Consider the following 25,565-nt stretch of genomic DNA (forward strand, 5'->3'; position numbering starts at 1 on the left):
CCATTGTCCACCCTCCTTGCACTTCGGCAACACTGTTGCCAAAGTGGATGTATGAGCACCCCCGCCCCCACTGCACCACTCCGCGTCGGCGTCATCGGCTACGGACTCGCCGGTTCCGTCTTCCACGCCCCCCTGGTGGCCGCCACGGACGGCCTCGTCCTCGACACCGTCGCCACCTCCGCCCCCGACCGGCAGGCGCAGGTCCGCGCGGAGTTCCCCGACGTCCGCGTCGCGGCCACGCCGGACGAGCTGTGGGGCCGGGACCCCGCCCTCGACCTCGTCGTGATCGCCTCCCCCAACAAGACGCACGTCCCGCTCGCCACCACCGCCCTCGAAGCCGGCATTCCGGTGGTCGTGGACAAGCCGCTGGCGGCCACCGCAGCCGAGGCCCGCGGGCTCGCCGCGCTGGCGGAGCGGAGCGGCACCTTCCTCTCGGTGTTCCAGAACCGCCGCTGGGACAACGACTTCCTCACCCTGCGACGCCTCCTCGCCGACGGCGAACTGGGCGAGATCCAGCGCTTCGAGTCCCGCTTCGAACGGTGGCGTCCGCAGCTCAAGGGCGGCTGGCGGGAGTCCGGAGCCCCGGAGGAGATCGGCGGCCTGCTCTACGACCTCGGCAGCCACGTCGTCGACCAGGCCCTGGTGCTGTTCGGACCGGCCGTACGGGTCTACGCGGAGACCGACACGCGCCGCCCGGGCGCCGAGACCGACGACGACACCTTCATCGCGGTCACCCACGCCAACGGAGTCCGCTCCCACCTCTACGTCAGCGCGACCACCGCCCAGCTCGGGCCGCGCTTCCGCATCCTGGGCTCCCGGGCCGGCTACGTGAAGTACGGCCTCGACCCGCAGGAAGGGGCCCTCCGGGAGGGGCTGCGCCCGGACGGGCAGCTGCCGTGGGGCGAGGAACCGCCGCACCTGTGGGGGCGGATCGGCTCCGGCGAGTCCCCGCTGACCGGCGGCGGGGCCACCGTACCGACCGAACAGGGCGACTACCCGGCGTACTACGCGGCGGTGGAGCGGGCCCTGCGCACGGGCGGCCCGGCACCGGTCACCGCGCACGAGGCGGCGCAGTGCCTCGACGTGCTGGAGGCGGCGCGGCGCTCGTCCGAGGAGGGCGTGACGGTGGAGATCCCCGCCGCGTCCTCCCCCGGCGAGCGCTGAGGGGGCGGGCCGGCCGACGGCGGCAGGGCCATCCGGGTGGCGGCGGGGGCCGGCCGACGGCGGCCCCCGCCCCTCGCGTCACGCGCTCTTGAACTCCTGACGCTGCCGGCCCAGGCCCTCGATCTCCAGCTCCACGACGTCCCCCGCCCGCAGGTACGGCTTCGGTTCGGGCTGGCCCATGGCCACCCCGGCCGGGGTGCCGGTGACGATCACATCGCCCGGGTACAGCGTCATGAACCGGCTGAGGTACCGGACGACCTCGCCGACCGGGAAGATCTGGTCCGAGGTGTTGCCGTCCTGCCTGAGCTCACCGTTGACCCACAGCTTGACGTCCAGGACCTGCGGGTCCGGGATCTCGTCCGCGGTGACCAGCCAGGGGCCGAGCGGGGTGAACGTCTCGCAGTTCTTGCCCTTGTCCCAGGTGCCGCCGCGCTCGATCTGGAACTCGCGCTCGGAGACGTCGTCGGCCAGGACGTAGCCGGCCACGTGGGCGAGGCCCTCCTCGGCGGAGTCCAGGTAGCGGGCGGTGCCGCCGATGACCACGCCGAGCTCGGCCTCCCAGTCGGTCTTCACGCTGCCGCGCGGGATCAGCACGTTGTCGTCCGGGCCGACCACGGTGTCCGCGGCCTTCAGGAACAGGATCGGCTCGGCCGGCGGCTCCGCGCCGATCTCGGCCGCGTGCCCGAAGTAGTTCAGGCCGATGCCCACGATCTTGCCGATGCCGCCGACCGGCGCACCGATCCGCAGCCCCTCGGCGGCCAGCACCGGAAGCCCGCCGGACGCGGCCGCGTCCCGTACCCGGGACAGCACGGAGTCGTCGGCGAGCAGCGCGCCGTTCACATCCGTGATCAGGCCGGACAGGTCCCGCAGGGTCCCGTCCTGGTCGAGCAGCGCGGGGCGCTCCGACCCGACGGGTCCGACACGCAGCAGCTTCATGGGCATTCTCCCGTGGTCGTGGGTGGTCGGCCCAGGGGTGTGCCCCGGGCCGGCCGATGGGTTGCGGCCATCGGAGGATTGGTTGATCCTCCAAGATGGCCACCCAATCCGCAAGACCCTGTTCACAGACTGGAACGCACGGCTCCACCGGCCGGCCGCCCGGCGGCCGCGCCCACCGGGCGGCGGTCCAGCCAGGCGCGCTCCGCCACCGACCACGCGGTGGTCGTGAGCAGGTAGAGGCCGGCGGCGAGCGGCACCACGGCGGCGGTGATCAGCGTCCCGAACGACAGCAGGGGCAGTACGGAGCCCACCGTGCGCAGGAGCTCCCGCTGCTCGGCGGTCAGCTCGGGCAGCCCGGCCGCCGCACCGGTGCCGGAACCGGAACCGGCCGCACGGGCGGGACCCTTGGGCGCTCCGGACCGCCGGGCGGACTTCTTCGGGGCCGCGGCGGCCTCCGCCGCTGCAGCCGCGGCGACCGCCGCCGAGCGGCGCCCGCGCACCGCGCTCCACGCGGCCACCACCGCGATCGCCCCGAACAGCCCGAGGAACACCAGCCCCTGCGCCCCGAACGGGCCGCCCACCCCGAGCACCTCGAACCACCGGGCCCCCAGCGGCACGGCGAACAGCCGGTGGTCCAGCAGCTCCCCCTCCGTGGTGAACGACCGGTACATGAGCCAGAACACCGGCAGCTGAAGCAGCAGCGGCAGCAGGCCGGACACCGGGGTCGCCCCGCGGGCGGCGGCACGGCTCAGCGGATGCAGGGCGAGCCGTACGAGCACGGTGATCAGCACGATCGCGGCGGCGGTCGCGGAATGGGCCGCCAGCGGCTCCAGGAGACGGGCCAGCGCCGTGACGAGATGGGTGAAAGGGTCGGTGAGAACGGACACGTGGGCCCTCCGAAGGGATGCGTCGGACGTCGAAAGAGATGCGTTTCGGCGTGACGACCCGCGAGGGGCGACGACAGTGTGCGATCAGCAGAAGGCGAGGAGAACTGCGCGCCCCTACGCGGCCGTCGGGAGGGGACGGCCCGGAGCCCTGGGCCGCGACCGGCCCGAGGCGTCGGGGTCGCGCTGCGGCAGGAAGGCCGTACGCTGCTCGCGATCACGGATCGCGGTGCGTATGAGATGGGGCGGCACGGGCCGCACGAGCCGTGCCACCGCGGCGAGGGCCTCCGAGCCCACGGCGACGGTGGCCGCGAGGGCCACCACCACGGCGCCCAGACCTGCGACGCCCTCGCCCCCGAGGAGGCCGGGCAGCGCGCCGATCAGCGCCAGCGGGAGCAGGACGGCGCACACGCGCGCGACCAGGGTGAACAGGACGAGGGACGCCGAACGCCCGCCGCTTCGCCGCCGAGCCATACCAACCTCCCCCTCTCCACCGCCGCGCGCGAACTCCCGTACGGGATGCGCCCCTCCGTACGAGGAACGCTCCTCGCGATCGATGGTAGCGGGCCCCTCCGACAGCGGGCCTTCCGCCCAGAGTTCGGCCGCGGGGCAGGGGGTCAGCGGGTCAGGACCTCAGCGTCCCCCACACCACCAGGCGGTACTTGGAGCTGTACTCGGGCGTGCAGGTGGTGAGCGTGATGTACGCGCCCGGCTCGTCGTACCCGTACCCCGGCTTCACCAGGCTGCGCGGCACGGGCGCGATCACCCCGGTGTCCCGCTCCGTCGTCTCCGGCAGGACCTTCCCCACCACGTAGGTGTGGCGCCGTCCCCGCACGTCCACGATCAGCTCGTCGCCCGCCCGCAGCCGGTCAATGCGGCGGAACGGCTCGCCGTGCGTGTTGCGATGCCCGGCCAGCGCGAAGTTCCCCCGCTCCCCCGGACCGGCGGTTCCCGGGTAGTGCCCGGCGTAGCCCTTGTCGAGGACGGCTCGTTTGTCGATCCCCTGCGCGACGGGCACCACCAGGCCGAGCCGCGGGATGCGCAGGACGGCGTAGGCCCCGTCCCGCCGCGGCGCCGTCCCGGCCGGCCCGCCCGGCGGGGACGCGGCCGGCCCTACCGCGGGCCCGGAAACGGAATCGGACCCGGACGCCGGCCGGGCCCCCGGCCCGGACGTCGGACCCGGCAGCGGCGTGGGCACCGCTCCGGCACCGGGGCCCGCCGGCCCGTCCTCCCAGGCCCGCTCCAGGGCCCGGACCTGCTCGTGCGCGGCGGCCGCCGCCTGCCGGTTGGTCCACCACACCTGGTGCACCACCAGCAACAGGACCACCACCCCCACGGTGACGGTCAGCTCCGCGGCCGCCCACAGGACCCCCGCCGCACCGGCCCGCCGCACCCGCCGGCCGCTCCCCTGCACCACCACCGGTATGTGATCCCGCACGGGCGGCACCCTAAGACCTCCCCCGCCAACTGACCAGCGGCAGTACGGTGTGAACCATGCGCCCCGACACGCCTGCCGAGCACATCGCCGAAGCCGAGCGCCTCATCCGCACGGCGACCCGCTACCCCGAGGACCAGGAGCCGTTGCTCCTCCAGGCCGCGGCCCACCTCGAACTGGGCGACGCGCGCGACCGGGCGAGCGCCCTCTACGACCGGCTCCTGTCCTCCTCACCCTCCGACCCCCACCTGATCAAGGCACTCCAGGCCGCGAACCTCTGGGAGTACGGCCACGAGCCGGAGGCCCGCGCCCTCATCTCGGGCATCCGCACGGCCTCCCCCAAGGACCCCGCCCCGTGGGAGGTCATCGCGGAGGCCCTCGAGGCGCACGACGAACTGGAGGCCGCCGAGGACTGCTTCACCCAGGCCGCCACCCTCCTCATCGCGGACTCCACCCCGCTCACCCCGGCCACCACCGCCCTCCTGACGGGCCGCCACCGCGTACGCCGCCTCCTCGGACGCCCCCACGACGACTGGGACATGGTCGCCGACACCCGCCACATCGGCCCGATCCCCCTCGACGAACTCCACGACCCCAAACGCATCTGGGCCCTGGGCTCCGACGACCCCGCCGAACTGCGCGCCGAGATCGCCCGCCTGCGCGCGGAACTGGGCGACCGCCGCGCGGCCCTGTCCCGCCCCTTCCCGGTGGCGATCCTGCACTGGCCGCAGCGCGAACTCTCCGAGCTCCTGACCGGCTACCCGACCCTCGCCTCGGAGTACCCCTCGCACGAGGCGCACCTGCGCGACATCGAGACCTCCCTGCGCGCCCTGGCCGCCTCGGGCACCACCAACCTGGGCATCGTCACCGCGAGCGTCCCCTCGTACGAGGCCTTCGCCGCATCGGAACGCACCTCCCCGGCCTCCCCGTCCCTCCTGGCGGAGTACGCCACCACCCTGGCGGCCCGGGGCAAGGCCACCCCCTGGCCCCCCACCCCCACCGCCACCTGCTGGTGCACCTCGGGCAAGCCGTACGCGGAGTGCCACGGGGAGTAGTCCGGGGCGACCCGCATCCGGAGTCGGGAGGCCCCTGGACCGGTGAGGCACTGGATCAGTCCCGCGGCGGACCGACAACGAAGAGGCTGCTCCCACGTGCGTGATCGCGAGAACATGAATGCCTGCACGCACTTCGACCGGTCATGGCTCGCACCTGCATCGATCGGTGCGGGCCCGTCCGCCCCTCACCCGCCCGATGCCATGGCCGGGAGGAGTGACATCATGCGTACGTGACCGGTGTCGTGCCCTCTTCCCCCTCCGTGTCGGCGCGGATGAGCCGACAGGCCTCGCGCGACACCACCCAGGAGGTGGCGGTCCGTCGCATCCTTCACGCGTCGGGCCTGCGCTATCGCGTGAACCTCCCCGTACCCGGGATGCGCCGCCGCACGATCGACATCGCCTTCACCCGCGCACGGATCGCCGTCTTCCTGGACGGATGCTTCTGGCACGGCTGCCCCCAGCACGCGACGCGCCCGAAGGCGAACGCGGAGTGGTGGCGGCTCAAGCTCGAGAAGAATATCGCCCGCGACCGCGACACCACGCTCCATCTGGAGGGCTCCGGCTGGACGGTGCTGCGGTTCTGGGAACACGAATCCCCGGAAGAGGTGGCGCGAAGAGTCACCCTGGCCAGGGAGCAGTCGTCCCCCTCGCCGTAGCCGTCCGCCCCGAACACCGATGGCGACGGGGCTTCGGCGGGGCAGGGGACTACCCCTGGCGGTCCGCCGCTGCGTAGGTGGCGGCCGCCATGGCCGCTGCCGCCGTGAAGACCGCCGGCCAGGCGCCGATCTTCTTCGCCAGGGGGTGCGAGCCCGCGAACGCCGCCACGTAGCCCGCGCCCAGCAGGGCCGTCGTCGTCGGCGACGTGCGGTGGTGCCACTCGCGGGCGGCCAGCGTGCCCGCCGCCGCGAGGACGACGCCGCCGAGCGGGCGCTTGCCCGTCCAGCGTGCGGCGGCGTAACCGGCGACCAGGCCGCCTGCGGCTACGACCGATGTGGGGAACTGCGCCATCGTGAGGGCCTCCTGCCGTTCGAACGTCTGCGTTCGAGGCTAACGCGCCCGCCGGGTGAACCGGCGCGCGGCCGCCACCGCCAGCACGACGGCCGCCCCGCCGAGGACGTTGTCGGGCAGGGCGTCCTGGAGGGCCCGCGGGAGCACCGCCACCACCCCCAGGATCACGAAGAACGCCACCGCGCACGCGGTGATACCCATCAGGGCCCGGCTCAGGAGGTTGTTGCGCACACCGGGCTCAACGCCGGGCCGGGCCGGTCGATACGGGCGGCACGGGGCGCCGTACGGAAGTCGGATTTGTCGCACACCCTCCGGATCTGTGGACCTGCGGGCCGAAGCGCCCGGCAGGCGTAGATTCGGACGGCGACGGGGCGATACGACCGAAGCCGCCCGAGCCCGGCCCGAGGAGCTGCACACGTGATCTGTTACGGACCGGCGGTCCTGGACCTGGTGGACGAACTGGCCGACGCGTACGGCGAGGTGTTCTCCGCCCCGCCTTGGAACGAGGATGAAGAAACCATTCGCCAGTTCGCCCCGCGCCTCCAGGCCGACAGCCGCCGCCCCGGCTTCCGCACCGCCTTCGCCCAGTCGCCCATCGGCGTCGACGGCTTCGCCACCGCATGGCTGACCCCCCGGGCCTTCCCCACCGACCGCGGATACGGCCGGGTCGCCGCACAGCTCGGCGCCCGACGCGTCCGCGAACTGCTCGTCGGCGCCCTGGAGATCGACGAGCTCGCCGTCCGCGCGCACGCCCGCGGCCACGGCACCGGACGCGCCCTCCTCGCCGAGATCACCGCCGACGCCCCCGACGACCGGGCCTGGCTGCTGACCGCCCGCGCGGCCACCGACACCGTCGCCACCTACCACCGGCTCGGCTGGCACGAGGTCCCGCCGCTGCCCGGCACGGAGAACGGCGTCGTCGTCTTCCTCGCCCCGAACCACCCCGCCGCCTGAGCGTCCCGCCACGCGCCACCGGGCATACCCGGGGCATGATCACCCGAATCGCCCGACGCCAGCTGAACATGGCCACCCACCACCAGCTCCACCGGGCCGGAGTCCCCACCGCCACCATCAGCGGCCGCAGCCGCCGCGGAGGACCCTGGCAGCGGCTCCTCCCCCGGGTCTACCTGCTGCAGACCGGCCCGCCCGACACCCGACAGCACGCCCTCGCCGCCGTCCTGTACGCCGCCCGGCCCGGCACCGACCCGCTCTCCGGAGCCACCGCCGCCCTCACCGGCGGTGCCGCCCTCGCCCTCCTCGGGATCCGCGACGCACCACCCGAACCCCTCGACGTCCTCGTGCGCGCCCCCCGCTCGGTCGCCCCCGCCGGCACCGTCCGACCCGCCACGACCTCCCGGTGGCCCGCGACCATCACCCTGTCCGGCGTACCCAGCACCCGCCCCGTCCGGGCCGCCACCGACTTCGCGGCCCGCACCGACGACCCCGACCTGGTCCGCTCCGTCCTCGCCAACGTCGTCCAGGGCGGCTGGTGCCACCCCGACGACCTGCACGCCGAACTCCGCGCCGGCCGGATCCGCGGCCGCCCCGCCGTCCGCGAGGCCGCCGCCGAACTCCTCGCCGGGGTCCGCTCCATCGCCGAGGGCCGCGCCCGCGACGCCCTGACCGGCACCGACCTGCCCGCACCCCTGTGGAACGCCCGCCTCTACGCCCCGGACCGCGCCTTCCTCGCCAGCCCCGACGCGTACTGGCCCGAGGCGGGCGTGGCCCTGGAGGTCGACTCCGCCGAATACCACTACACGCGCGACTCCTGGCAGGCCACCCTGCGACGCCGGCTCCGCCTGGAAGCCCACGGCGTCCTCGTCGCCGGCACCACACCGGGCATCCTGCGGGACGGCACATCGGAGGTCGTCGCCGCGCTCCGGGCCCTCCTCGCCCTCGGCACGGCCCGCCCGACACCCCCGCGGGTCACGGTCCGCGGACACGCCCAGCTCGAACTGCCCCTGGGGCCCGGGTCCGGCCGCTACGCGCCGAAGGCCTTGGACACCGTGTAGATCAGCAGGCCCGCCAGGGCGCCGACCACCGTGCCGTTGATACGGATGAACTGCAGGTCACGACCGATGTGGGCCTCGATCTTGCGGGAGGTGTGCTCGGCGTCCCAGGCCGCCACCGTGTCCGTGATCAGCGAGGTGATCTCGCGCCGGTAGGTCGTGACGACGTAGACGACCGCCCCCTCGATCCACCCCTCCACCTTCGCCTGGAGCCGCCCGTCGGTGGCCAGCCGCGCACCCAGCGAGATCAGCGAGGACCGCACCCGCAGCCGCAGCTCGCTCCGCTCGTCCTCCGCCGCCGAGATGATCGTCGAGCGTACGGCGGACCAGGCCGAGGCGATGACGTCCTGCACCTCGTCGCGCGCCAGGATCTCGGACTTCAGGCGCTCCACCTTCGCCCGCGTCTCCGTGTCCGACTGGAGGTCCGCCGCGAAGTCCCGCAGGAAGCGGTCGATCGCCGCGCGCGCCGGGTGCTCCGGCATGTCCCGCATCTCCGTCACGAAGCGGAGCAGCTCCTTGTAGACGCGCTCGCCGACCTTGCGGTCCACGAACCGCGGCGTCCAGCCGGGAGCCCCGCCCTGCACGGCGTCCGTGATCGAGTCCCCATGGGTGACCAGCCAGTCGTGGGCCTTTGCACAGACCAGGTCGACGCCGCGGCGGTGACCGCCGTCCGAGACGATCTTCTGCAGGGTCTTGCCGAGGCCCGGCGCGATCTCCGCGCTCTCCGCCCGCCGCGTGATCGCCTCGCCCACCACGGCCTGGACGTCGGAGTCGCGCAGTACGGTCAGCGCCCCGCGCAGGGCGGTGGCCAGCTCCGCGGTGACGCGGTCCGCGTGCGCGGGCTCGGCCAGCCAGGAGCCGAGGCGGCCCCCGATGCCGAGGGAGTGCAGGCGGGCCCTGACCACGTCGGCGGAGAGGAAGTTCTCCCCGACGAACTCACCCAGGGTCACCCCGAGCTGGTCCTTCTTGGTCGGGATGATCGCGGTGTGCGGGATCGGCAGGCCGAGCGGACGTTTGAACAGGGCGGTGACGGCGAACCAGTCCGCGAGCGCGCCGACCATGCCGGCCTCCGCCGCGGCGGCGACGTACCCGGACCATCCGCCCGCGCCCCAGGCGTGCTGGGCGTACTTGGCCAGGACGTACACCAGCGCGACCAGGACCAGCAGGCCGGTCGCGGTGGCCTTCATCCGGCGCACACCGCGGCGGCGCTCCTCGTCGGCCGCGTTGAAGACGAACGCTCCGCGGGCCTGAGCCGGGGCCTCCGGCGGTGGTGGCGGTGGCGGTGGCGGTGCGATGGCGCCTCCGGCTGTGTTGCGGTTGTCCACGTGCTCCTGCCTTCCCCCGGGGCGTGCCGGTTTTGTCTGCATAGCATCCGACTCCCGGGAGCCCGGTGGAGTTCCCGCCACGCCCGTCCGCTCCCGCGGGGGGTCGCAGATCCGGGTGGTCCCGCGGGGTCGGGATCGGCCTGTGCGGGGTGGTGCCGGTGCGGCCTGGGCCCGCGGGGTCCGGATCGGCCGGTGCGGGGTGGTGCGGGTGCGGCCTGGTCGTGCGGGGCCCGGATCGCGAGCATGCGGGGTCGATGCGTTCCTGTGCGGGTGGGGTGCGGGGCCGGGGAGGGGTGTCTCCTCGGCTCGCGCGTGCGGCGGGGTTCGTCCCGTGCGAGGTGGTTGCACGCTCGTCCTGCGGGGACACCCCTCCCCGTCCCCGCACCGACAGCACAACCGGACGTCGTACGGCCAGGGGGTCGGTCCCGTGGTGTCGAAGCACGGGCCGTGGGGTGGGGACGCGGTGGAGTGTCCCCGCAGGACGAGCGCGCGACCACCCCGCCTCAGACCGACCCACCCGCACGCGCCGAGCCGAGGAGACACTCCACCGGGGCCCCACCCCACACCCCCCACGGCCCGGCCGCACCACGACACCGCCCCACAGACAGAACACCGACCCGGCGCAGCCAAACCCGCCCGGCCAGGACAACGGCAGGTCAGAGTTCCTTGCGGAGGGACGGGCCGCCGCCCAGGGGCCGCTTCGGGGGCTTCACCTTGACCTCCACGCCGCCCCAGAACGCGAAGCCCGTCACCACCACCCGGGGCGCGCCCGGGCGGCGCGGGCCCGGGGAGTCGCGCTGGTCGAACGCGCCCATGAAGCCGAAGCCGCGGACGTCCACGTCGACGCCCGGCGGCACCGTGATCTCGATGCCGCCCATGATGGCGACGCAGTTGATCACCACCTCGGACCGGGCGAAGTCCGCCTCGCGCAGGTCCAGTTCGCCCCCGCCCCAGAACGCCACCGCGTCGAAGCGGGCCGGCACCGTCCAGTGGCCCTTGCGCTGGAAGCCCGACATGACCGCCACCGCCAGCGCCGAGCTGCCCGACCCGCCGATCCGGCCCTGCCAAGGCTCCGCGCCGCCGCCCGCCGCGGCCGTCGGCGCGCCGGCCTGGCCCGCCGGCGACGGCAGGTCCCGCGTCAGCGGTTCCAGCTCGGCGTACGTCCGGGACGCGTAGACCGCTTCCAGCCGTTCCTCGAACTCCCCCATGTCGAGCCGACCCTCGGCCAGGGCGTCCCGCAGGCGCTCCGCTACTCGGTCCCGGTCGGCGTCGGACGCCCTCAGCTCCGGCTGCGCCTTCTGCGGCACCGCCTTCTCCGGCAACGGCTTCTCCGGCCGCTCGTCACTCATGCGCACCAGACTAGGCAGGCTCGGCCGGGAGTTGTACGGGTACTCCCCTGAGATCGTCCCGGAGCGAGCCCTGAGACCGCCCCCGACAGACCGGCCGGCTCCCCCGACAGACCCGCCCGCTCCCCCGGGCCGCTCCGGACGCGGCCCCGCCACCCGCCTCAGTCCCGCCCCGCGTACATCCGCGCGATCACGTCCTCGATGTCCGGCTCCCGCACCGACAGGTCCACCAGCGGGTAGCGGGCCGCCACCGCCGCCACCAGCGGGGCCGCCGACGCGCCCGCCGGGAACGCCAGCCACTGCCGCGGGCCCTCCACCTTCACCACCCGCGCCCCCTCCACGGCGATCGGCGCCGTCTCCCGTTCCAGGTCCACCACCAGCGTCCGCTCGCCGGCCCCCGCCCCGCCCGCCGCGTGCAGCCCGCCCAGCGGGCCGTCGTACACGAGGCGGCCGTGGTCGATCACCATCACCCGCTCGCAGAGCTGCTCGATGTCCTGGAGGTCGTGCGTGGTGAGCAGCACCGTCGTGCCGAGCTCCTGGTTCAGCTGCCGCAGGAAGCCGCGCACCTTGGCCTTGCTCACCACGTCCAGCCCGATCGTCGGCTCGTCCAGGTACAGCACGTCGGGGTCGTGCAGCAGCGCCGCCGCGATGTCCCCGCGCATCCGCTGGCCCAGCGACAGCTGCCGCACCGGGACGTCCAGCAGCTCCGCCAGGTCCAGGCGGTCCACGCACCGCTCCAGGTTCTCCGCGTACCGCTTGTCCGGCACCCGGTACATGCGGCGCACCAGCTCGTACGAGTCCTTCAGCGGCAGGTCCCACCACAGTGTGGTGCGCTGCCCGAACACCACCCCGATGCGGTGGGCGAGCCGCACCCGTTCCCGTGCCGGGTCGATGCCGGCCACCCGCAGCCGGCCGCCGCTCGGGGTGAGGATGCCGGTGAGCATCTTGATGGTGGTGGACTTGCCCGCGCCGTTGGGGCCGATGTAGCCGACGACCTCGCCGCGGGCGACCTCGAAGCTGATCCCGTCCACCGCCCTGACCTGGCGTTTCTCCCGGCGCATCCGGCCCACCCGGCGCCTCACGTCGAAGACCTTCTCGACCCGGTCCAGCCGGATCAGCACCTCGTCCACCACGGCTAGCTCCCCGTGCTCCGGTACGAACGGACTCCCGCGCGCCAGGCCAGCGACGCGGGCACGAACACCGCCAGGGCCACCACGGGGCTCAGGTACGCGACCCACCCGGGCAGTCCCAACGGATCCGGCCGCCCCAGCACGTGCAGTGCGGGCAGCCAGTTGACGAAGGCCAGCGGGACGACGAAGGTCACCCCGCGCAGCAGTTCCTGGGTGAAGACCGTCGGCGGGTACTGGAGCATGGTGGCGCCCCCGTAGGTGAAGGAGTTCTGCACCTCCGCCGCGTCCCCGGCGAGGAACTGGAAGGCGGCTCCGGCCACCATCACCGCCGCGAAGATCGCCGCGCCCGCCACCACCATCACGGCCACCAGCAGCGCCTTCGCCGGCGTCCAGTCCAGGTCCAGGGCGTGGACGGCCCAGGAAAGCACCGCCAGCCCCTGGAGGATCCGGCCGAGCCGGCGCAGCGCGAAGCGGTCCGCGGCGACCTGTGCGAGCACCGGGACGGGCCGCACCAGCATGGTGTCCAGGGAGCCGTCGCGGATCCGGGCGCCGATCCGGTCGGTGTTCCCCATCAGCAGCCCGGCCAGGGCCAGCGACGCCGACGAGGAGCCGTACAGGAGGGCGACCTCGGCCAGCGTGAAGCCTCCGAGGACGTCCACGTGGGAGAACATGATGTAGATCGCGATGAAGTCGAGCGAGGTGAGGGCCGCGTTCCCGAGGACCGCGAGGACGAAGGACGTCCGGTACGTCAGCGTCGAACGGATCCACATCGACGCGATCAGCCCGTAGCCACGCAGCCCCTCCCGGACCCGGCCGTACGGACCCGCCGCGCGCGCCGCCGCGTACCCGTCCCGCCGGCACCCGTCCCGCCCCGCGCCCTCCGGGACGTCGCCGGCAGCCGCCTCCGCCGCGACCTCGGACGCCGTGACCTCAGCCACCCTGGACCACCACCTTCCGCGTCGCCGTCGACTGCAACACCCGCCCCGCGCCCAGCAGTACGAGCGCCCACCCCGCCTGGAAGGCCAGCGCCCCGGCCGCCCCGCCGGCCCCCGCGTTCTTGCCGAGCAGCACGTCCAGCGGCACCTGGAGCACCGCCGCCCACGGAAGCATCCGGACGAACTCGCCGAAGCCGCCCGGGAAGACCGTCAGCGGCAGCAGCATCCCCGAGAAGAAGATCGAGACGACGGTGGCCATCATGTTGATCCCGGACCCGTCCATCAGCCAGAAGGCCAGCAGCCCCAGCAGGTAGCGCAGCGCGAAGCCGACCACGAGCCCGAACCCGACGGACACGAGGAACAGCAGCCAGCGCGACGGGTCCGCGGGCAGCGCCAGCCGGAAGGCCAGCGCCCCGGCCGCCAGCGGGACCAGGCCGCGCCCCAGCAACTGGAAGGCCGCCCGGCCCAGGTCGGCCGCGAGCCACCACATCTGCAGGTCCACCGGCCGGTACAGGTCGACGGCGATGTCGCCGGTCCGGACCCGTTCCTGGAGCTCCTCGTGGAAGCCGCCGCCGATCAACGCCCCTGCCGCCAGCAGCGACTGGCTCACCCATACGAAGGTCAGCGCCTCCGCCTGGTCGTAGCCGCCGAGCCCGGGCCGCTCCTCCCACAGGGCGACGAACGTGAACGCGACGATGAAGCCGAAGACGGTGTTGGTGAACACCCCGGCCGCCGTGGCCGTCCCGTAGGTGGCATACCGCCGGAACCCGCCTGCCGCGACCGCCAGGTAGAGCCGCACTCTCCAGCGCACCGTATCCCTCCGAATTCCCGGTCGTTCCTACGTCGGCCAAAGCGCGCGAGCTTAGTGCGGTGGGGCGAGCCACGCGACCGTTTTATGCCCGTCCGGAGCGGAGCCGACCGGCCATCGGGTAGACACCATGAGGTACAGAAGTGGATATTTCGAACAGCGCCGAGGAGTTCTGGAGATGAGCGACCGGTCACCGAACCCGGGCTGGACCCCTCGCGACCCGGACATCCCGCACCAGGCGTCCGCGGACACCCCCCGCGGGCAGCGGCAGGCCGACCCGCCCGGCGGGAAGATCCGCCGCCCGCGCACCGGCCGGCGCCGCCTGCTCCCGACCTGGCGCATGCTCCTGGGCGGCGTCCTGCTGCTCGCGATCCTGCTCGGCGGCGCCCTGGTCGCCGGCTACCTGCTCGTCGACATCCCGCCGGCCAACGCCGCCGCCACCGCCCAGTCGAACGTCTACCTCTACTCCGACGGCTCGCAACTCGCCCGCGACGGCGAGGTCAACCGCGTCAACGTGCCGCTCTCGCAGGTCCCCCGGACCGTCCAGGAGGCCGTACTCGCCGCGGAGGACCGCGACTTCCACTCCGAACGGGCGGTGGACCCCAAGGCGATGGTCCGCGCCGCCTGGAACACGGCGACCGGAAAGGGCACCCAGTCCGGCTCGACCATCACCCAGCAGTACGTCAAGAACTACTACCTCGGCCAGGAACAGACCATCAAACGCAAGGCCAAGGAGTTCTTCATCGCGATCAAGCTGGGCCGCGAGAAGTCCAAGAACTACATCCTCGAGGGATACCTCAACACCAGCTACTTCGGCCGCAACGCCTACGGCGTCCAGGCCGCCGCCCAGGCCTACTACGGCAAGGACGTCAGCGCCCTCACCACCGCCGAGGGGGCCTACCTCGCCACCCTGCTCAACTCCCCCAGCGCCTTCGACGTCGTCTCCCACCCGCAGAGCCGCGGCCGGGCCCTCGCCCGCTGGAACTACGTGCTCGACGGCATGGTCAAGAAGGGCTGGCTGACGCCCTCCGCCCGCGCGGCGACCACCTTCCCCGAACCCGGCAAGGTGCGGGCGGCGGCGGGACTGTCCGGCCAGCGCGGCTACCTCGTCGAGGCGGTCAAGGACTACGTCGTCGAGCACGGCATCCTCGACGAGAAGACCCTCGCCGAGGGCGGCTACCGCATCACCGCCACCTTCGACAAGCGCCGCCAGGCCGCCCTCGTCGCCGCCGTCGACGACCGGATGGCCGCCCGGCTCGACCCCGAGAAGAACAAGGCCGACCGGCTGGTGCGGGCCGGCGGCGTCTCCATCGACCCGGCCACCGGCGAGGTCGTCGCGATGTACGGCGGCGTCGACTACACCCGCCAGTACGTCAACAACGCGACCCGCCACGACTACCAGGTCGCCTCCACCTTCAAGCCGTTCGTCTTCGCGTCCGCCGTCGAGAACGGCTCCCGCACCCAGGACGGCCGCAGGATCACCCCCAACACCGTCTACAACGGCGACAACAAGCGCCCCGTCGTCGGCTCCCGGGTGCGCTTCGCCCCGGAGAACGAGGGCCAGGTCTCGTACGGGAACATCACCGTCAACACCGCCACCGACCTCTCCGTCAACGCCGTCTACGCGCAGATGGCCGTCGACGTCGGCCCCGCGGCCGTCAAACGGACCGCGATCGACCTCGGCATCCCGGAGGACACCCCGAACTTCGTCACCGGGCCCGCCATGGCCCTCGGCACCCTCCAGGCCAGCGTCCTGGACATGGCCCAGGCGTACGCGACCCTCGCCGACCACGGCCGACGCACCCCCTACACCCTCGTCCAGAAGATCACCAAGGGCGGCGACACGATCCCCCTGCCCGAGCGCACCCCCGTCCAGGCCATCAGCCGCGAAGCGGCCGACACCACCACGTCCATGCTGGTCAGCGTCGTGGACAACGGCACCGGTACGGCGGCCCTCGCCGCCGGGCACCCCGCCGCGGGCAAGACCGGCACCGGCGAACTGGACCGCTCCGCCTGGTTCGCCGCCTACACCCCCGACCTGGTCACCGTCGTCGCGATGATGGGCCAGGACCCCGACACCGGGACCCTCCAGTCCCTGTACGGGGCGCTCGGCGAGCAGCGCATCAGCGGAGGCGGCTACCCGGCCCGGATCTGGGCGGCCTACACCAAGACCGCCCTGGAGGGCACCGACCCCGTCGACTTCGAACTCGACCTCCAGCCCGGTGCCGCACCGCCCCCGCCGCCCTCCACCGAGACCGGCCCGCCGTGGCAGACCCCCGGTGAGGACGGCACACCGCCGCCCCCGCAGCGGCCCACCCCGCCCGACGGCGACCAGGGCGACGGCGGCCGGGACGGCGGCCGAAGCCAGGGCGGGCAGGCCAACGCGGGGCAGGCCAACGCCGGGCAGGACGGCGGCGGCGGCCGGAGCGACGGCGGCCAGGGCAGCGGCGGCCGGACCCAGGGCGGACAGACCCAGGGCGGCCAGGACGGCGGGCGCTCCCAGGGCGGCCAGGACAACGGCGGCGCCACCGGGGGCACGTGGGGCAGCACCGGCGGAGCGACGAACGGCGGGCCCGCCGAGGACTACCGCCCGCCGTCCGCGTTCCTGGAGTGACCGGCCCCGGCGCGGGTCGGCCGGGGTCGGTCGGGTCGGGGCCGGCTTGGGCCGGGTCAGTGACCGGAGGTCGCCTTCAGCCCCACCACGGCGACCAGCAGCAGACAGATGAAGAAGATCCGGGCGGCGGTGACGGGCTCACCCAGCACCGCCATCCCGAGCACGGCGGCGCCGGCGGCACCGATGCCCACCCACACCCCGTACGCGGTACCGATCGGCAGGGTCTTCGCGGCGTACGACAGCAGCACCATGCTCGCGACGATCCCGGCACCCGTGAACACGCTCGGCCACAGCCGGGTGAACCCGTCGGTGAACTTCATGCCGATCGACCAGCCGACCTCGAGCAGACCGGCGACGAGAAGAAGAACCCATGCCATGACGGCACCTCCGAGACATCGAGCGATACGGGGTGCGTCGTCTTGTCGTACCCGGTACGGCGCGTCTCGTCGGGGTTCCCCACCACCGTAGCAAAGGGCAGCCAAAAGGGCCGGTGACCTGCGCCACCAGCCCTTTCTCTCATCCCGCTGCCGCGCCCCTCAGAGGTACAGCCCGGTGGAGTCCTCCGATCCCTCCAGCCGCTCGGCGGCCACGGCGTGCAGGTCCCGCTCGCGCATCAGCACGTACGTCGCACCCCGCACCTCCACCTCGGCGCGGTCCTCCGGGTCGTACAGCACCCGGTCGCCGGGCTCCACGGTCCGGACGTTCTGCCCGACCGCGACCACCTCGGCCCAGGCCAGCCGCTTGCCCACGGCGGCCGTCGCGGGGATCAGGATCCCGCCGCCCGAGCGCCGCTCGCCCTCGGGCAGGTCGGACTTCACGAGCACGCGGTCGTGCAGCATGCGGATGGGCAGCTTGTCGTGGGTGGTGTTCTCGCTCACGCCCCGAACCTACCTGTCCGGGGCCGCCCCGTACCCCGCAGGGTCATCCGCGCTTGCGGCGTGCCGACACCAGGACCAGCCCGACCAGGCCCACCGCGACCAGCGCCACGGGCACGATGCGCTCCAGGCGCGGGGCGCCGTCGTCGTGGCGCAGACCGTCCCGCACGTCCGTCACCAGCCGGTTCACCGTGGCGAGGGCCCGGCCCGCGGTCTGGTCCACCTTCGACTCGACCTTGGCGCGCGCGTCCCCGATGATCGTCTTGGGGTGCACGCGGACGCCGATCTCGTCCAGCGTCTCCGCGAGCTGCTCGCGGCGACGCACGATGTCCGCCTCGATCTGGGCGGGGGTCCTGGCTTCCGACACCGCGCATCCTCCGTCGTCGTGGTCCTGTGGGGCGTGGTCCGCCATGAACAGTCTGTCAGCTTAGTCTCAAGGCGTACCGATCCCCTCCCGAGGAGACTGTCAAGATGAGCGAGCGACTCCAGCCGGGCGACACCGCCCCCGCCTTCTCCCTGCCCGACGCGGACGGCAACGAGGTCTCGCTCGCCGACCACAAGGGCCGCAAGGTCATCGTCTACTTCTACCCGGCCGCCCTGACGCCGGGCTGCACGAAGCAGGCCTGCGACTTCACGGACAACCTGGACGTCCTGGCCGCCGCCGGCTACGACGTCATCGGCGTCTCCCCCGACAAGCCGGAGAAGCTCGCGAAGTTCCGCGAGAAGGAGGACCTGAAGGTCACCCTGGTCGGCGACCCGGAGAAGGAGACGCTGACCGCCTACGGCGCGTTCGGCGAGAAGAAGCTGTACGGCAAGACGGTCACCGGGGTGATCCGGTCCACGGTGGTGGTGGACGAGGAGGGCAGGGTGGAACACGCCTTCTACAACGTGAAGGCGACGGGCCACGTAGCCAAGATCATCAAGGACCTGGGCATCTGACACCCCCGTCCACCGGAACGGGCCGCCCCTCCCCGGGGCGGCCCGTTCCGCTTATCGGACGAGAACCCCCGTGACCGTCCGCCCACCGAACCCGTTGTCCCGTACGAGGCCCGCACACGCGGCCGGGAACGAGGGGGAGACGATGGCGGTCAGGTACACGCGGGAGCTGCTGGAAGAGGCGGCCCGCCGGACGAACAGCTGGGACGAGGCGGTCAGATGGTGCGGCGGCACTCCGAGCCCCGGCAGCAGGCGCTACCTGCGGGCGAAGATGCGGGAGGCCGGGGTCGACTGTTCGCATTTCCCGACCAGGTGGGCGAGGCACACGGAGGAGCGGCTCAGGGAGCTCGTGGCCGGGTCCACGTCCGTCGTGGAGGTGGTCACCCGCCTCGGCATCGACAACGTCGGCGGGAACCAGACCCACATCGCCCGCCGGATCGCGACGCTGGGCATCGACACCTCGCACTTCGGGCGTACGCGGAGCCCCCGTCCCAAGGGAGCACTGGGGCCGACGCTCTCGCTCAGGGATCCGCAGGAGGGCAGGGTCCCGGGTGAGCGGTTGCGGCGACAGCTGCTGAAGAACGGTGTCCCGGAGCAGTGCGCCGCATGCGGAGTCGGCCCGCTGTGGAACGGCAAGCCGCTCCGGCACGAGGTCGACCACATCAACGGCGAGTGGTGGGACAACCGTCGGGAGAACCTCCGACTCCTGTGCCCCAACTGCCATGCGACCACGGACACCTACCGCGGCCGCACGGTGCGGAAGCCCGTATGAGCAAGGTCAGGTACACCCGGGACCTGCTGAGCCGCACCGCGCCGTCGGCCACCAGCCTCGTCGATCTGATGAGGCGGCTGGACGCACCCCTGCTGGCCGGACCTCGCCGGTACCTGCGCGGCCGGCTGGCCCACTACGGCATCGACACCTCCCACTTCGCCGACGAACCACTGCCCGCCCGGACCAGGCAGCGCTACACGCCGGAACGGCTGCGGGAAGCGGCCGCCCGTACGGACAGCGTCTCGGGGATGCTCGCCCACATGGGCGTCGATCCCTACAACAGCGCCCGCGCCCATGTCGCCCAACGGCTGGAGCGGTTCGGGATCGACACGTCGCACTTCTCCCGTCGGGACGCTCCCGCGTCACAACGGCTCTTCCCCCGCGCGGTGATCGCGCCTGCGGTAGCCGGGGCGAAGACCATGGCAGGGGTCATGCGCGCACTGGGGCACCGTCCGTTCGACGGATCCGCACGTGCCAAGGCACGGCGGAGCATCAAGGAGTACGAGCTGCCGACCGGGCACTTCACCGGCCGGGGACACGCCGCCGGCAGCCGTTCCCCTGCCCGCAGGTCACCTGCGGAGATCCTCATACGGCTCGAAACGGGGTCCTCCCGCACCAGGACGGCGCTGCTCCGCCGCGCGCTCGACGACCTCGGAGTCCCGCACGTGTGCGCCGAGTGCGGCATCGGAGACGTCTGGCACGGCCGCAGACTCGTGCTCGAGATCGACCACGTCAACGGCGACCGACTGGACAACCGCCGGGAGAACCTGCGCTACGTCTGCCCCTCCTGCCACAGCCAGACTCCGACCTTCGCCAGGCCGTCGGGCAAGGCAGTCCCTTCGCGACGAACAGCCGTCGACGACCAGTAAGGTGGTGGCACGGGTCCGTACCCCAGCTGGCCAGAGGGCGCCGGTTTAGGTCCGGTGTGTCGTGGGTTCGAGTCCCACCGGGCCCATCGACGAACGGGCGGTGCTCCTCTCAGGAGGAACACCGCCCTTCGGCGTATCCGGCGTCAGCCCAGGAGGGCGCGGACGAAGGGGATCAGGGCTCGGAAGGCCTGGCCGCGGTGGGAGATGGCGTTCTTCTCGTCCGGGGTCAGTTCCGCGCAGGTGCGGGTCTCGCCCAGGGGCTGGAGGATCGGGTCGTAGCCGAAGCCGCCCGTGCCCGCCGGGGTGTGGCGCAGGGTGCCGAGGAGGCGGCCCTCCACCACGCGTTCGGTGCCGTCCGGCAGGGCCAGGGCCGCGGCGCACGCGAAGTGTGCGGCGCGGTTCTCGTCGGCGATGTCGCCGAGCTGGGCCAGCAGCAGGTCCAGGTTGGCCTTGTCGTCGCCGTGGGTTCCGGCCCAGCGGGCGGAGAAGATGCCGGGGGCGCCGTGCAGGACGTCCACGCAGAGGCCGGAGTCGTCGGCGATGGCCGGCAGTCCGGTGGCGCGGGCGAGGGCGTGGGCCTTGAGGAGGGCGTTCTCCGCGAAGGTGACGCCGGTCTCCTTGACGTCCGGGATCTCCGGGTACGCGTCCGCGCCGACCAGTTCGTGCGGCAGGTCGGCGGCGGACAGGATGGCGCGGAGTTCGGTGACTTTGTTCGCGTTGCGGGTCGCGAGGATCAGGCGGCTGGGCGTCGGGGTCATGGGGTCATTATCCCGGGGTGCAGACCTTGGAGAGCTCGCTCGCGGCGTCCGCGACCGGCTTGACGTCCGGGGCGGTGTTGCCGCTCTCGATGGAGGTGCGGACGTTCTTGACGGCCGTGTTCATCGAGTCGAGCGCCTTGCCGAGGTCGGTGTTGTCGGTCTGGTCGCCGATCTTCTTGAGGTTCGCCTCGATCTGGTCGAGGGCGTTCTTCGCGTCCTGGGGGCTGTTGCCGGCCTGGGAGACGGCCTGCTGGAGGTCGGTGACGCCTTCGGTGACGGCGACCGCGGTGTTCGCGCAGTCCATGGCCGTGGAGATCGCGTCGCAGGCGGTGAGGGCCGGGACGGTCAGGACGGCTGCCACGGCGACGGCCGCTATGCGGAGCTTCATGCGGTTCTCCCCCAAAGGACTTGGATGCGGGTACGGGTGCGGGTACGGGTGGACGCGCGGCTCGGCACCGCGCGCCCTGTGTCTGTGGGGACGCCGCCCGCCCCCGGACGGTTGCCGGTTACAGCTCCAGCGCGCCGCGCTGGATGGCCTCCAGGTCCGCGCAGCCGCCGGCGGCGAGGTCGAGGAGGGCGTTGAGTTCCTTGCGGTCGAAGGGCTCGCCCTCGGCGGTGCCCTGGACCTCGACGAAGCGGCCGTCGCCGGTGCAGACCACGTTCATGTCGGTCTCGGCGCGCACGTCCTCCTCGTAGCAGAGGTCGAGGAGCGGGACGCCGTCGACGATGCCGACGCTGACGGCGGCGACGGTGCCGGTGAGGGGCTTGCGGCCGGCCTTGACCAGCTTCTTCTTCTGGCCCCAGGCGATGGCGTCGGCGAGGGCGACGTAGGCGCCGGTGATGGCGGCGGTGCGGGTGCCGCCGTCGGCCTGGAGGACGTCGCAGTCGAGGACGACGGTGTTCTCGCCGAGGGCCTTGTAGTCGATGACGGCGCGCAGCGAGCGGCCGATGAGGCGGGAGATCTCGTGGGTGCGGCCGCCGATCTTGCCGCGGACGGATTCGCGGTCGCCGCGGGTGTTGGTGGAGCGGGGCAGCATCGAGTACTCGGAGGTGACCCAGCCTTCGCCGCTGCCCTTGCGCCAGCGCGGGACGCCTTCGGTGAAGGAGGCGGTGCAGAAGACCTTGGTGTCTCCGAAGGAGATGAGGACGGAGCCCTCGGCGTGCTTGCTCCATCCGCGTTCGATGGTGACCGGGCGGAGCTGTTCGGGCGTGCGGCCGTCGATGCGAGACATGGCTCCGAGCCTAGTCCCTGTGGGGGTGGGCCCCTGCACGTGTGCGAGGACCCCGTCCGGGGCTTCCGGTACGGGGTCCGTCGGGTGGTGAGGGGTCAGCTCACATCATGTCTTCGATGTCGGCGGCGATCGGGTCGGCGTCGGTGCCGATGACGACCTGGACCGCGGTGCCCATCTTGACGACGCCGTGGGCGCCGGCGGCCTTGAGGGCGGCTTCGTCGACGAGGTCCGGGTTGACGACCTCGGTGCGCAGGCGGGTGATGCAGCCTTCGACCTCTTCGATGTTCTCGATGCCGCCGAGCCCGGCGACGATCTTCTCAGCCTTGGTGGCCATGTGTTTCTCCCTGAGTGATGCGAAGAACGGGTCTCAGCGGCCGGAACATGGATTCCCACCTGCGCGGTCCGCGTTGTCACGGTAACGCACGGTTGGCCCATCTACGCGAGCGCATGACCGGTCTCTGCCGAATGATGACGATCAGCAGCAGCCTGCCCACAACTGGTCTACACCAGTGTGCACGCAAGTGGTACGGCAACCAAAAAAACAGGCCGGTGAGGGAGGATGCCGATGAGTGCCAGCAGTGCCGCGGCGGTGCCGCAGCAGAAGTGGTGGAACGGCCTGTTCCAGGGTCTGCAGAAGATGGGGCGCAGCCTCCAGCTGCCGATCGCCGTGCTGCCGGCCGCCGGCATCCTCAACCGGCTGGGCCAGCCGGACGTGTTCGGGGACCAGGGGCTGGGGTGGACGGACGTCGCGAAGGTGATCGCGGCGGCGGGCGGGGCGCTGCTGAACGCCGACCTCGGCCTGCCGCTCCTGTTCTGCGTGGGTGTCGCGATCGGCATGGCGAAGAAGGCGGACGGTTCGACGGCGCTGGCGGCGGTGGTCGGCTTCCTGGTGTACCGGAGCGTGCTGCGGGTGTTCCCGACGCCCTGTCCGGTGGGGACGGTGGACATCGGCGGCGGGTGCCTGGGGCAGGACGACACCTTCGCGGAGTACACGTTCCAGAATCCGGGGGTGTTCGGCGGCATCGTGATGGGTCTGCTGTCGGCATGGTTCTGGCAGCGCTACCACCGGGTGAAGCTGGTGGACTGGCTGGGCTTCTTCAACGGCCGGCGACTGGTGCCGATCATCATGGCGTTCGTCGGCATCGTCTTCGCGGTGGTGTGCCTGTGGGTGTGGCCGCCGGTCGGTGACGCGCTGGAGAGCTTCTCGGACTGGCTGGTGGGTCTGGGTTCGTGGGGTGCGGGGATCTTCGGGGTCGCGAACCGCGCCCTGCTGGTGATCGGTCTGCACCAGTTCCTGAACGTGCCGGTGTGGTTCCAGTTCGGCAGTTACACGAAGCCGGACGGGGAGGTGGTCCACGGTGACATCAACATGTTCCTCAGCGGCGACCCGGAGGCGGGGCAGTTCCTCTCGGGGTTCTTCCCGATCATGATGTTCGCGCTCCCGGCGGCGGCGCTGGCGATCACGCACTGCGCGAAGCCGCAGCGGCGCAAGGAGGTGGGCGGCCTGATGCTGTCGGTGGCGCTGACCTCGTTCGTCACGGGCATCACGGAGCCGCTGGAGTACTCCTTCCTGTTCGTGGCGCCGGCGCTGTACGTGATCCACGCGATCCTGACGGGCGTGTCGATGGCGGTGACGTGGGCGCTGGGCGTGCACGACGGCTTCAGCTTCTCGGCGGGCCTGATCGACTACGTCATCAACTGGGGGCTGGCGACGAAGCCGTGGCTGATCATCCCGATCGGCCTGTGCTTCGCCGTCGTCTACTACGCGGTGTTCCGGTTCGCGATCACGAAGTTCGACATCCCGACGCCGGGCCGGGAGTCGGACGAGGAGATCGCGGCGATGGAGGCGGACAACACCAAGGCGTAGCGCGCGGCGGCGGACACAACGCATCCCCCGCACGGGGCCGTTCGGCCCGGTGCACGAAGGCCCTCGGATCCGGGATCCGGGGGCCTTCGGCACGGGCGGGAGGGGGGCCGGGAGGGGTGGTCCGGGAACCGCCGGAGCGTGTGGCGTAGACCACAGGAAAACGAAGGTTCCTTATCTATCCCTCACCGTGTTACAACTGGTCTACACCACGATTGGTGTAGACCACGCAGGCCCGTTCGGGCCCCCGCGTACCCCCATTTCCCGAGACGTCGCCGTCCCCCGTTTCCCTCTGGCGTCGCCTTGCCCACTGGAGGAAGTTGTGTCCACGGCTACCGCCCCCGCGGCGGAGAAGAAGAAGGGCGCTGGCGTGATGGCCGTCATGCAGCGCATCGGCCGGAGCCTCATGCTCCCCGTCGCCGTGATGCCCGCCGCCGCGCTGCTCGTCCGCTTCGGCCAGGACGACATGCTGGCGCGCGCTTCGTTCCCCGACTTCGTCCAGAAGCTCGCCGGTTACATGGCCGCCGGCGGCGACGCCATCCTCGGCAACATGGCCCTGCTCTTCTGCGTCGGCATCGCCATCGGCTTTGCCAAGAAGTCCGACGGCTCCACCGCCCTGGCCGCCGTCGCCGGTTACCTCGTCTTCCAGAAGGTGCTCGCCACCTTCACCGACAGCAACCTCCCGAAGGTCGCCAAGGTCGTGGACGGCAAGATCGTCAACGTCGACGCCCCGGTCAACGCCGGCGTCCTCGGCGGCGTGGTCATGGGCATCGTCGTCGCCCTGCTCTACCAGAAGTTCTACCGGACCAAGCTGCCGGACTGGGCGGGCTTCTTCGGCGGCCGCCGCCTCGTGCCGATCCTCTCCTCCTTCGCCGGTCTGTTCATCGGCATCGTCTTCGGTCTGATCTGGCCGGTCCTCGGCACCGGCATCCACAACTTCAGCGAGTGGCTGGTCGGCTCGGGCGCGGTCGGCGCGGGCATCTTCGGTGTCGCCAACCGTGCGCTCATCCCGATCGGCATGCACCACCTGCTGAACTCCTTCCCGTGGTTCCAGGCGGGCACCTACACCGACGCCGGCACCGACTACCACGGTGACATCGCCCGCTTCCTGCACGGCGACCCGACCGCCGGCCAGTTCATGACCGGCTTCTTCCCGATCATGATGTTCGCCCTCCCGGCCGCCTGCCTCGCGATCGTCCACTGCGCCCGCCCCGAGCGCCGCAAGGTCGTCGGCGGCATGATGCTCTCCCTCGCGCTCACCGCCTTCGTCACCGGCGTGACCGAGCCGATCGAGTTCACCTTCATGTTCATCGCCCCGGTGCTGTACGCGGTCCACGCGGTCCTGACCGGTGTCTCCATGGCCCTGACCTGGGCGCTCGGCATGAAGGACGGCTTCGGCTTCTCCGCCGGCGCGGTCGACTACCTGCTGAACCTGGGCAAGGCCACCAACCCGCTGGGCCTCGCGGTCGTGGGCCTGTGCTTCGCGGTCCTGTACTACGCGATCTTCCGCTTCGCGATCACCAAGTTCAACCTCCCCACCCCGGGCCGCGAGTCCGACGAGGAGCTCGCCGAGCTGCAGAAGGCCGAGGCCAAGTAGGCAGCGCGCGCAC

Annotated in this window: 29 protein-coding genes, 1 tRNA gene and 1 riboswitch; of the genes, 12 read left to right on the plus strand and 18 right to left on the minus strand. The window is 72.4% G+C overall.

Annotated elements, in window-relative coordinates; all coding sequences use genetic code 11:
- The first annotated feature begins 51 nt into the window (after positions 1-51).
- A complete protein-coding gene (locus tag ACPU2J_RS12725) occupies positions 52-1,164 on the plus strand; it encodes a Gfo/Idh/MocA family protein (RefSeq protein ID WP_420080687.1) in 1,113 nt (370 codons plus the stop codon).
- A 78-nt stretch (positions 1,165-1,242) separates the two neighbouring features.
- On the opposite strand, the gene ACPU2J_RS12730 is transcribed toward ACPU2J_RS12725, so the two are convergent.
- The 4 genes from ACPU2J_RS12730 to ACPU2J_RS12745 form a co-directional block, all read right to left on the minus strand.
- On the minus strand, positions 1,243-2,100 hold the full coding sequence (locus ACPU2J_RS12730) for a fumarylacetoacetate hydrolase family protein (RefSeq protein ID WP_420080686.1): 858 nt from the start codon (positions 2,098-2,100) through the stop codon (positions 1,243-1,245).
- Between the two features lie 122 nt (positions 2,101-2,222).
- On the minus strand, positions 2,223-2,987 hold the full coding sequence (locus ACPU2J_RS12735) for a hypothetical protein (RefSeq protein ID WP_423833271.1): 765 nt from the start codon (positions 2,985-2,987) through the stop codon (positions 2,223-2,225).
- Between the two features lie 114 nt (positions 2,988-3,101).
- Entirely contained in the window at positions 3,102-3,458 is a 357-nt protein-coding gene (locus ACPU2J_RS12740) for a DUF6412 domain-containing protein (protein WP_361606104.1), read from the minus strand.
- 151 nt (positions 3,459-3,609) lie between these two features.
- Positions 3,610-4,422, minus strand: coding sequence for a class E sortase (locus ACPU2J_RS12745; RefSeq protein ID WP_420080684.1), 813 nt, complete (start codon positions 4,420-4,422; stop codon positions 3,610-3,612).
- A gap of 56 nt (positions 4,423-4,478) precedes the next feature.
- Between ACPU2J_RS12745 and ACPU2J_RS12750 the strand changes: the two genes are divergently transcribed.
- Positions 4,479-5,474, plus strand: a complete 996-nt coding sequence (locus tag ACPU2J_RS12750; RefSeq protein ID WP_361606110.1) for an SEC-C domain-containing protein — start codon at positions 4,479-4,481, stop codon at positions 5,472-5,474.
- A gap of 272 nt (positions 5,475-5,746) precedes the next feature.
- Entirely contained in the window at positions 5,747-6,130 is a 384-nt protein-coding gene (locus tag ACPU2J_RS12755) for a very short patch repair endonuclease (RefSeq protein WP_423834958.1), read from the plus strand.
- 49 nt (positions 6,131-6,179) lie between these two features.
- On the opposite strand, the gene ACPU2J_RS12760 is transcribed toward ACPU2J_RS12755, so the two are convergent.
- Entirely contained in the window at positions 6,180-6,482 is a 303-nt protein-coding gene (locus ACPU2J_RS12760; protein WP_420080682.1) for a hypothetical protein, read from the minus strand.
- A gap of 39 nt (positions 6,483-6,521) precedes the next feature.
- On the minus strand, positions 6,522-6,713 hold the full coding sequence (locus tag ACPU2J_RS12765; RefSeq protein WP_361606119.1) for a hypothetical protein: 192 nt from the start codon (positions 6,711-6,713) through the stop codon (positions 6,522-6,524).
- A 186-nt stretch (positions 6,714-6,899) separates the two neighbouring features.
- Between ACPU2J_RS12765 and ACPU2J_RS12770 the strand changes: the two genes are divergently transcribed.
- Entirely contained in the window at positions 6,900-7,436 is a 537-nt protein-coding gene (locus ACPU2J_RS12770; RefSeq protein WP_361606122.1) for a GNAT family N-acetyltransferase, read from the plus strand.
- Positions 7,437-7,471: 35 nt separating this feature from the next.
- Positions 7,472-8,494 carry a hypothetical protein gene (locus ACPU2J_RS12775; protein ID WP_420080681.1) on the plus strand — a complete coding sequence of 341 codons (1,023 nt, stop codon included), beginning with the start codon at positions 7,472-7,474 and terminating at the stop codon, positions 8,492-8,494.
- Here the strand turns inward: ACPU2J_RS12775 and ACPU2J_RS12780 are convergent.
- The 5 genes from ACPU2J_RS12780 to ACPU2J_RS12800 form a co-directional block, all read right to left on the minus strand.
- The gene (locus ACPU2J_RS12780; RefSeq protein ID WP_423833272.1) at positions 8,464-9,858 is read right to left on the minus strand and encodes a DUF445 domain-containing protein; all 1,395 of its coding nucleotides are present in this window, start codon (positions 9,856-9,858) and stop codon (positions 8,464-8,466) included. The two genes, ACPU2J_RS12775 and ACPU2J_RS12780, sit on opposite strands and share 31 nt — an antisense overlap.
- A gap of 614 nt (positions 9,859-10,472) precedes the next feature.
- Complete coding sequence (locus ACPU2J_RS12785; RefSeq protein ID WP_420080679.1) at positions 10,473-11,165, minus strand: DUF1707 SHOCT-like domain-containing protein; 693 nt, start codon at positions 11,163-11,165, stop codon at positions 10,473-10,475.
- Positions 11,166-11,323: 158 nt separating this feature from the next.
- Positions 11,324-12,292 (minus strand): ABC transporter ATP-binding protein, encoded by a 969-nt coding sequence (locus ACPU2J_RS12790; protein ID WP_420082426.1) that lies wholly within the window; start codon positions 12,290-12,292, stop codon positions 11,324-11,326.
- Between the two features lie 5 nt (positions 12,293-12,297).
- The gene (locus tag ACPU2J_RS12795; protein ID WP_423833273.1) at positions 12,298-13,230 is read right to left on the minus strand and encodes an ABC transporter permease; all 933 of its coding nucleotides are present in this window, start codon (positions 13,228-13,230) and stop codon (positions 12,298-12,300) included.
- Positions 13,223-14,038, minus strand: coding sequence for an ABC transporter permease (locus tag ACPU2J_RS12800; protein ID WP_420080677.1), 816 nt, complete (start codon positions 14,036-14,038; stop codon positions 13,223-13,225). The genes ACPU2J_RS12795 and ACPU2J_RS12800 overlap by 8 nt, the downstream gene beginning before the upstream one ends.
- 175 nt (positions 14,039-14,213) lie before the next feature.
- Here ACPU2J_RS12800 and ACPU2J_RS12805 point away from each other — a divergent pair, with 175 nt between their 5' ends.
- Positions 14,214-16,649, plus strand: coding sequence for a transglycosylase domain-containing protein (locus tag ACPU2J_RS12805; RefSeq protein WP_423833274.1), 2,436 nt, complete (start codon positions 14,214-14,216; stop codon positions 16,647-16,649).
- Between the two features lie 56 nt (positions 16,650-16,705).
- Here the strand turns inward: ACPU2J_RS12805 and ACPU2J_RS12810 are convergent, their stop codons facing one another.
- The 3 genes from ACPU2J_RS12810 to ACPU2J_RS12820 form a co-directional block, all read right to left on the minus strand.
- Positions 16,706-17,026, minus strand: coding sequence for a DMT family transporter (locus tag ACPU2J_RS12810; RefSeq protein ID WP_030009036.1), 321 nt, complete (start codon positions 17,024-17,026; stop codon positions 16,706-16,708).
- 31 nt (positions 17,027-17,057) lie between these two features.
- Positions 17,058-17,129: riboswitch (guanidine-III (ykkC-III) riboswitch) on the minus strand.
- Between the two features lie 56 nt (positions 17,130-17,185).
- A complete protein-coding gene (locus tag ACPU2J_RS12815) occupies positions 17,186-17,527 on the minus strand; it encodes a GroES family chaperonin (RefSeq protein WP_030009035.1) in 342 nt (113 codons plus the stop codon).
- Positions 17,528-17,570: 43 nt separating this feature from the next.
- The gene (locus ACPU2J_RS12820; RefSeq protein ID WP_361605058.1) at positions 17,571-17,891 is read right to left on the minus strand and encodes a DUF3618 domain-containing protein; all 321 of its coding nucleotides are present in this window, start codon (positions 17,889-17,891) and stop codon (positions 17,571-17,573) included.
- A 104-nt stretch (positions 17,892-17,995) separates the two neighbouring features.
- Here ACPU2J_RS12820 and bcp point away from each other — a divergent pair, with 104 nt between their 5' ends.
- The 4 genes from bcp to ACPU2J_RS12840 all read left to right on the plus strand — a co-directional run bounded on the left by bcp (position 17,996) and on the right by ACPU2J_RS12840 (position 20,187).
- Positions 17,996-18,463 (plus strand): thioredoxin-dependent thiol peroxidase, encoded by a 468-nt coding sequence (gene bcp, locus ACPU2J_RS12825; RefSeq protein WP_423833275.1) that lies wholly within the window; start codon positions 17,996-17,998, stop codon positions 18,461-18,463.
- Between the two features lie 142 nt (positions 18,464-18,605).
- Positions 18,606-19,232: an HNH endonuclease signature motif containing protein gene (locus tag ACPU2J_RS12830; RefSeq protein ID WP_420080675.1), complete on the plus strand. Its 627-nt coding sequence runs from the start codon at positions 18,606-18,608 to the stop codon at positions 19,230-19,232.
- On the plus strand, positions 19,229-20,101 hold the full coding sequence (locus ACPU2J_RS12835; RefSeq protein ID WP_423833276.1) for an HNH endonuclease: 873 nt from the start codon (positions 19,229-19,231) through the stop codon (positions 20,099-20,101). Before ACPU2J_RS12830 ends, ACPU2J_RS12835 begins: the two co-directional genes overlap by 4 nt.
- A gap of 11 nt (positions 20,102-20,112) precedes the next feature.
- A tRNA-Leu gene (locus ACPU2J_RS12840) sits at positions 20,113-20,187 on the plus strand.
- A gap of 57 nt (positions 20,188-20,244) precedes the next feature.
- Here ACPU2J_RS12840 and rdgB read toward each other — a convergent pair.
- From rdgB to ACPU2J_RS12860, 4 genes are all read right to left on the minus strand, one after another.
- On the minus strand, positions 20,245-20,859 hold the full coding sequence (gene rdgB / locus ACPU2J_RS12845) for an RdgB/HAM1 family non-canonical purine NTP pyrophosphatase (protein ID WP_420080673.1): 615 nt from the start codon (positions 20,857-20,859) through the stop codon (positions 20,245-20,247).
- Positions 20,860-20,866: 7 nt separating this feature from the next.
- On the minus strand, positions 20,867-21,247 hold the full coding sequence (locus ACPU2J_RS12850) for a hypothetical protein (RefSeq protein WP_361605073.1): 381 nt from the start codon (positions 21,245-21,247) through the stop codon (positions 20,867-20,869).
- 118 nt (positions 21,248-21,365) lie between these two features.
- A complete protein-coding gene (gene rph / locus ACPU2J_RS12855; protein WP_361605076.1) occupies positions 21,366-22,091 on the minus strand; it encodes a ribonuclease PH in 726 nt (241 codons plus the stop codon).
- 100 nt (positions 22,092-22,191) lie between these two features.
- Positions 22,192-22,425 carry a PTS glucose/sucrose transporter subunit IIB gene (locus ACPU2J_RS12860; RefSeq protein WP_361605079.1) on the minus strand — a complete coding sequence of 78 codons (234 nt, stop codon included), beginning with the start codon at positions 22,423-22,425 and terminating at the stop codon, positions 22,192-22,194.
- Between the two features lie 231 nt (positions 22,426-22,656).
- On the opposite strand from ACPU2J_RS12860, the gene ACPU2J_RS12865 reads away from it, so the two are divergent.
- Together ACPU2J_RS12865 and ACPU2J_RS12870 are read left to right on the plus strand one after the other, a co-directional pair.
- Positions 22,657-23,958 (plus strand): PTS transporter subunit EIIC, encoded by a 1,302-nt coding sequence (locus ACPU2J_RS12865; RefSeq protein ID WP_399823374.1) that lies wholly within the window; start codon positions 22,657-22,659, stop codon positions 23,956-23,958.
- A gap of 370 nt (positions 23,959-24,328) precedes the next feature.
- Positions 24,329-25,552, plus strand: a complete 1,224-nt coding sequence (locus ACPU2J_RS12870; protein WP_423834959.1) for a PTS transporter subunit EIIC — start codon at positions 24,329-24,331, stop codon at positions 25,550-25,552.
- Positions 25,553-25,565: the final 13 nt, after the last annotated feature.

The organism is Streptomyces manipurensis, assembly GCF_049570255.1.
GTDB lineage: Bacteria > Actinomycetota > Actinomycetes > Streptomycetales > Streptomycetaceae > Streptomyces > Streptomyces manipurensis.

Bases quoted from the DNA above. Each gene is read 5' to 3' on its own strand.
- ACPU2J_RS12725 (WP_420080687.1), top strand. From the start codon at position 52: ATGAGCACCCCCGCCCCCACTGCACCACTCCGCGTCGGCGTCATCGGC.
- ACPU2J_RS12730 (WP_420080686.1), bottom strand. From the start codon at position 2,100: ATGAAGCTGCTGCGTGTCGGACCCGTCGGGTCGGAGCGCCCCGCGCTG.
- ACPU2J_RS12740 (WP_361606104.1), bottom strand. From the start codon at position 3,458: ATGGCTCGGCGGCGAAGCGGCGGGCGTTCGGCGTCCCTCGTCCTGTTC.
- ACPU2J_RS12750 (WP_361606110.1), top strand. From the start codon at position 4,479: ATGCGCCCCGACACGCCTGCCGAGCACATCGCCGAAGCCGAGCGCCTC.
- ACPU2J_RS12755 (WP_423834958.1), top strand. From the start codon at position 5,747: ATGAGCCGACAGGCCTCGCGCGACACCACCCAGGAGGTGGCGGTCCGT.
- ACPU2J_RS12760 (WP_420080682.1), bottom strand. From the start codon at position 6,482: ATGGCGCAGTTCCCCACATCGGTCGTAGCCGCAGGCGGCCTGGTCGCC.
- ACPU2J_RS12775 (WP_420080681.1), top strand. From the start codon at position 7,472: ATGATCACCCGAATCGCCCGACGCCAGCTGAACATGGCCACCCACCAC.
- ACPU2J_RS12780 (WP_423833272.1), bottom strand. From the start codon at position 9,858: ATGCAGACAAAACCGGCACGCCCCGGGGGAAGGCAGGAGCACGTGGAC.
- ACPU2J_RS12785 (WP_420080679.1), bottom strand. From the start codon at position 11,165: ATGAGTGACGAGCGGCCGGAGAAGCCGTTGCCGGAGAAGGCGGTGCCG.
- ACPU2J_RS12805 (WP_423833274.1), top strand. From the start codon at position 14,214: ATGAGCGACCGGTCACCGAACCCGGGCTGGACCCCTCGCGACCCGGAC.
- ACPU2J_RS12810 (WP_030009036.1), bottom strand. From the start codon at position 17,026: ATGGCATGGGTTCTTCTTCTCGTCGCCGGTCTGCTCGAGGTCGGCTGG.
- bcp (WP_423833275.1), top strand. From the start codon at position 17,996: ATGAGCGAGCGACTCCAGCCGGGCGACACCGCCCCCGCCTTCTCCCTG.
- ACPU2J_RS12830 (WP_420080675.1), top strand. From the start codon at position 18,606: ATGGCGGTCAGGTACACGCGGGAGCTGCTGGAAGAGGCGGCCCGCCGG.
- ACPU2J_RS12835 (WP_423833276.1), top strand. From the start codon at position 19,229: ATGAGCAAGGTCAGGTACACCCGGGACCTGCTGAGCCGCACCGCGCCG.
- rdgB (WP_420080673.1), bottom strand. From the start codon at position 20,859: ATGACCCCGACGCCCAGCCGCCTGATCCTCGCGACCCGCAACGCGAAC.
- ACPU2J_RS12850 (WP_361605073.1), bottom strand. From the start codon at position 21,247: ATGAAGCTCCGCATAGCGGCCGTCGCCGTGGCAGCCGTCCTGACCGTC.
- rph (WP_361605076.1), bottom strand. From the start codon at position 22,091: ATGTCTCGCATCGACGGCCGCACGCCCGAACAGCTCCGCCCGGTCACC.
- ACPU2J_RS12860 (WP_361605079.1), bottom strand. From the start codon at position 22,425: ATGGCCACCAAGGCTGAGAAGATCGTCGCCGGGCTCGGCGGCATCGAG.
- ACPU2J_RS12865 (WP_399823374.1), top strand. From the start codon at position 22,657: ATGAGTGCCAGCAGTGCCGCGGCGGTGCCGCAGCAGAAGTGGTGGAAC.
- ACPU2J_RS12870 (WP_423834959.1), top strand. From the start codon at position 24,329: ATGGCCGTCATGCAGCGCATCGGCCGGAGCCTCATGCTCCCCGTCGCC.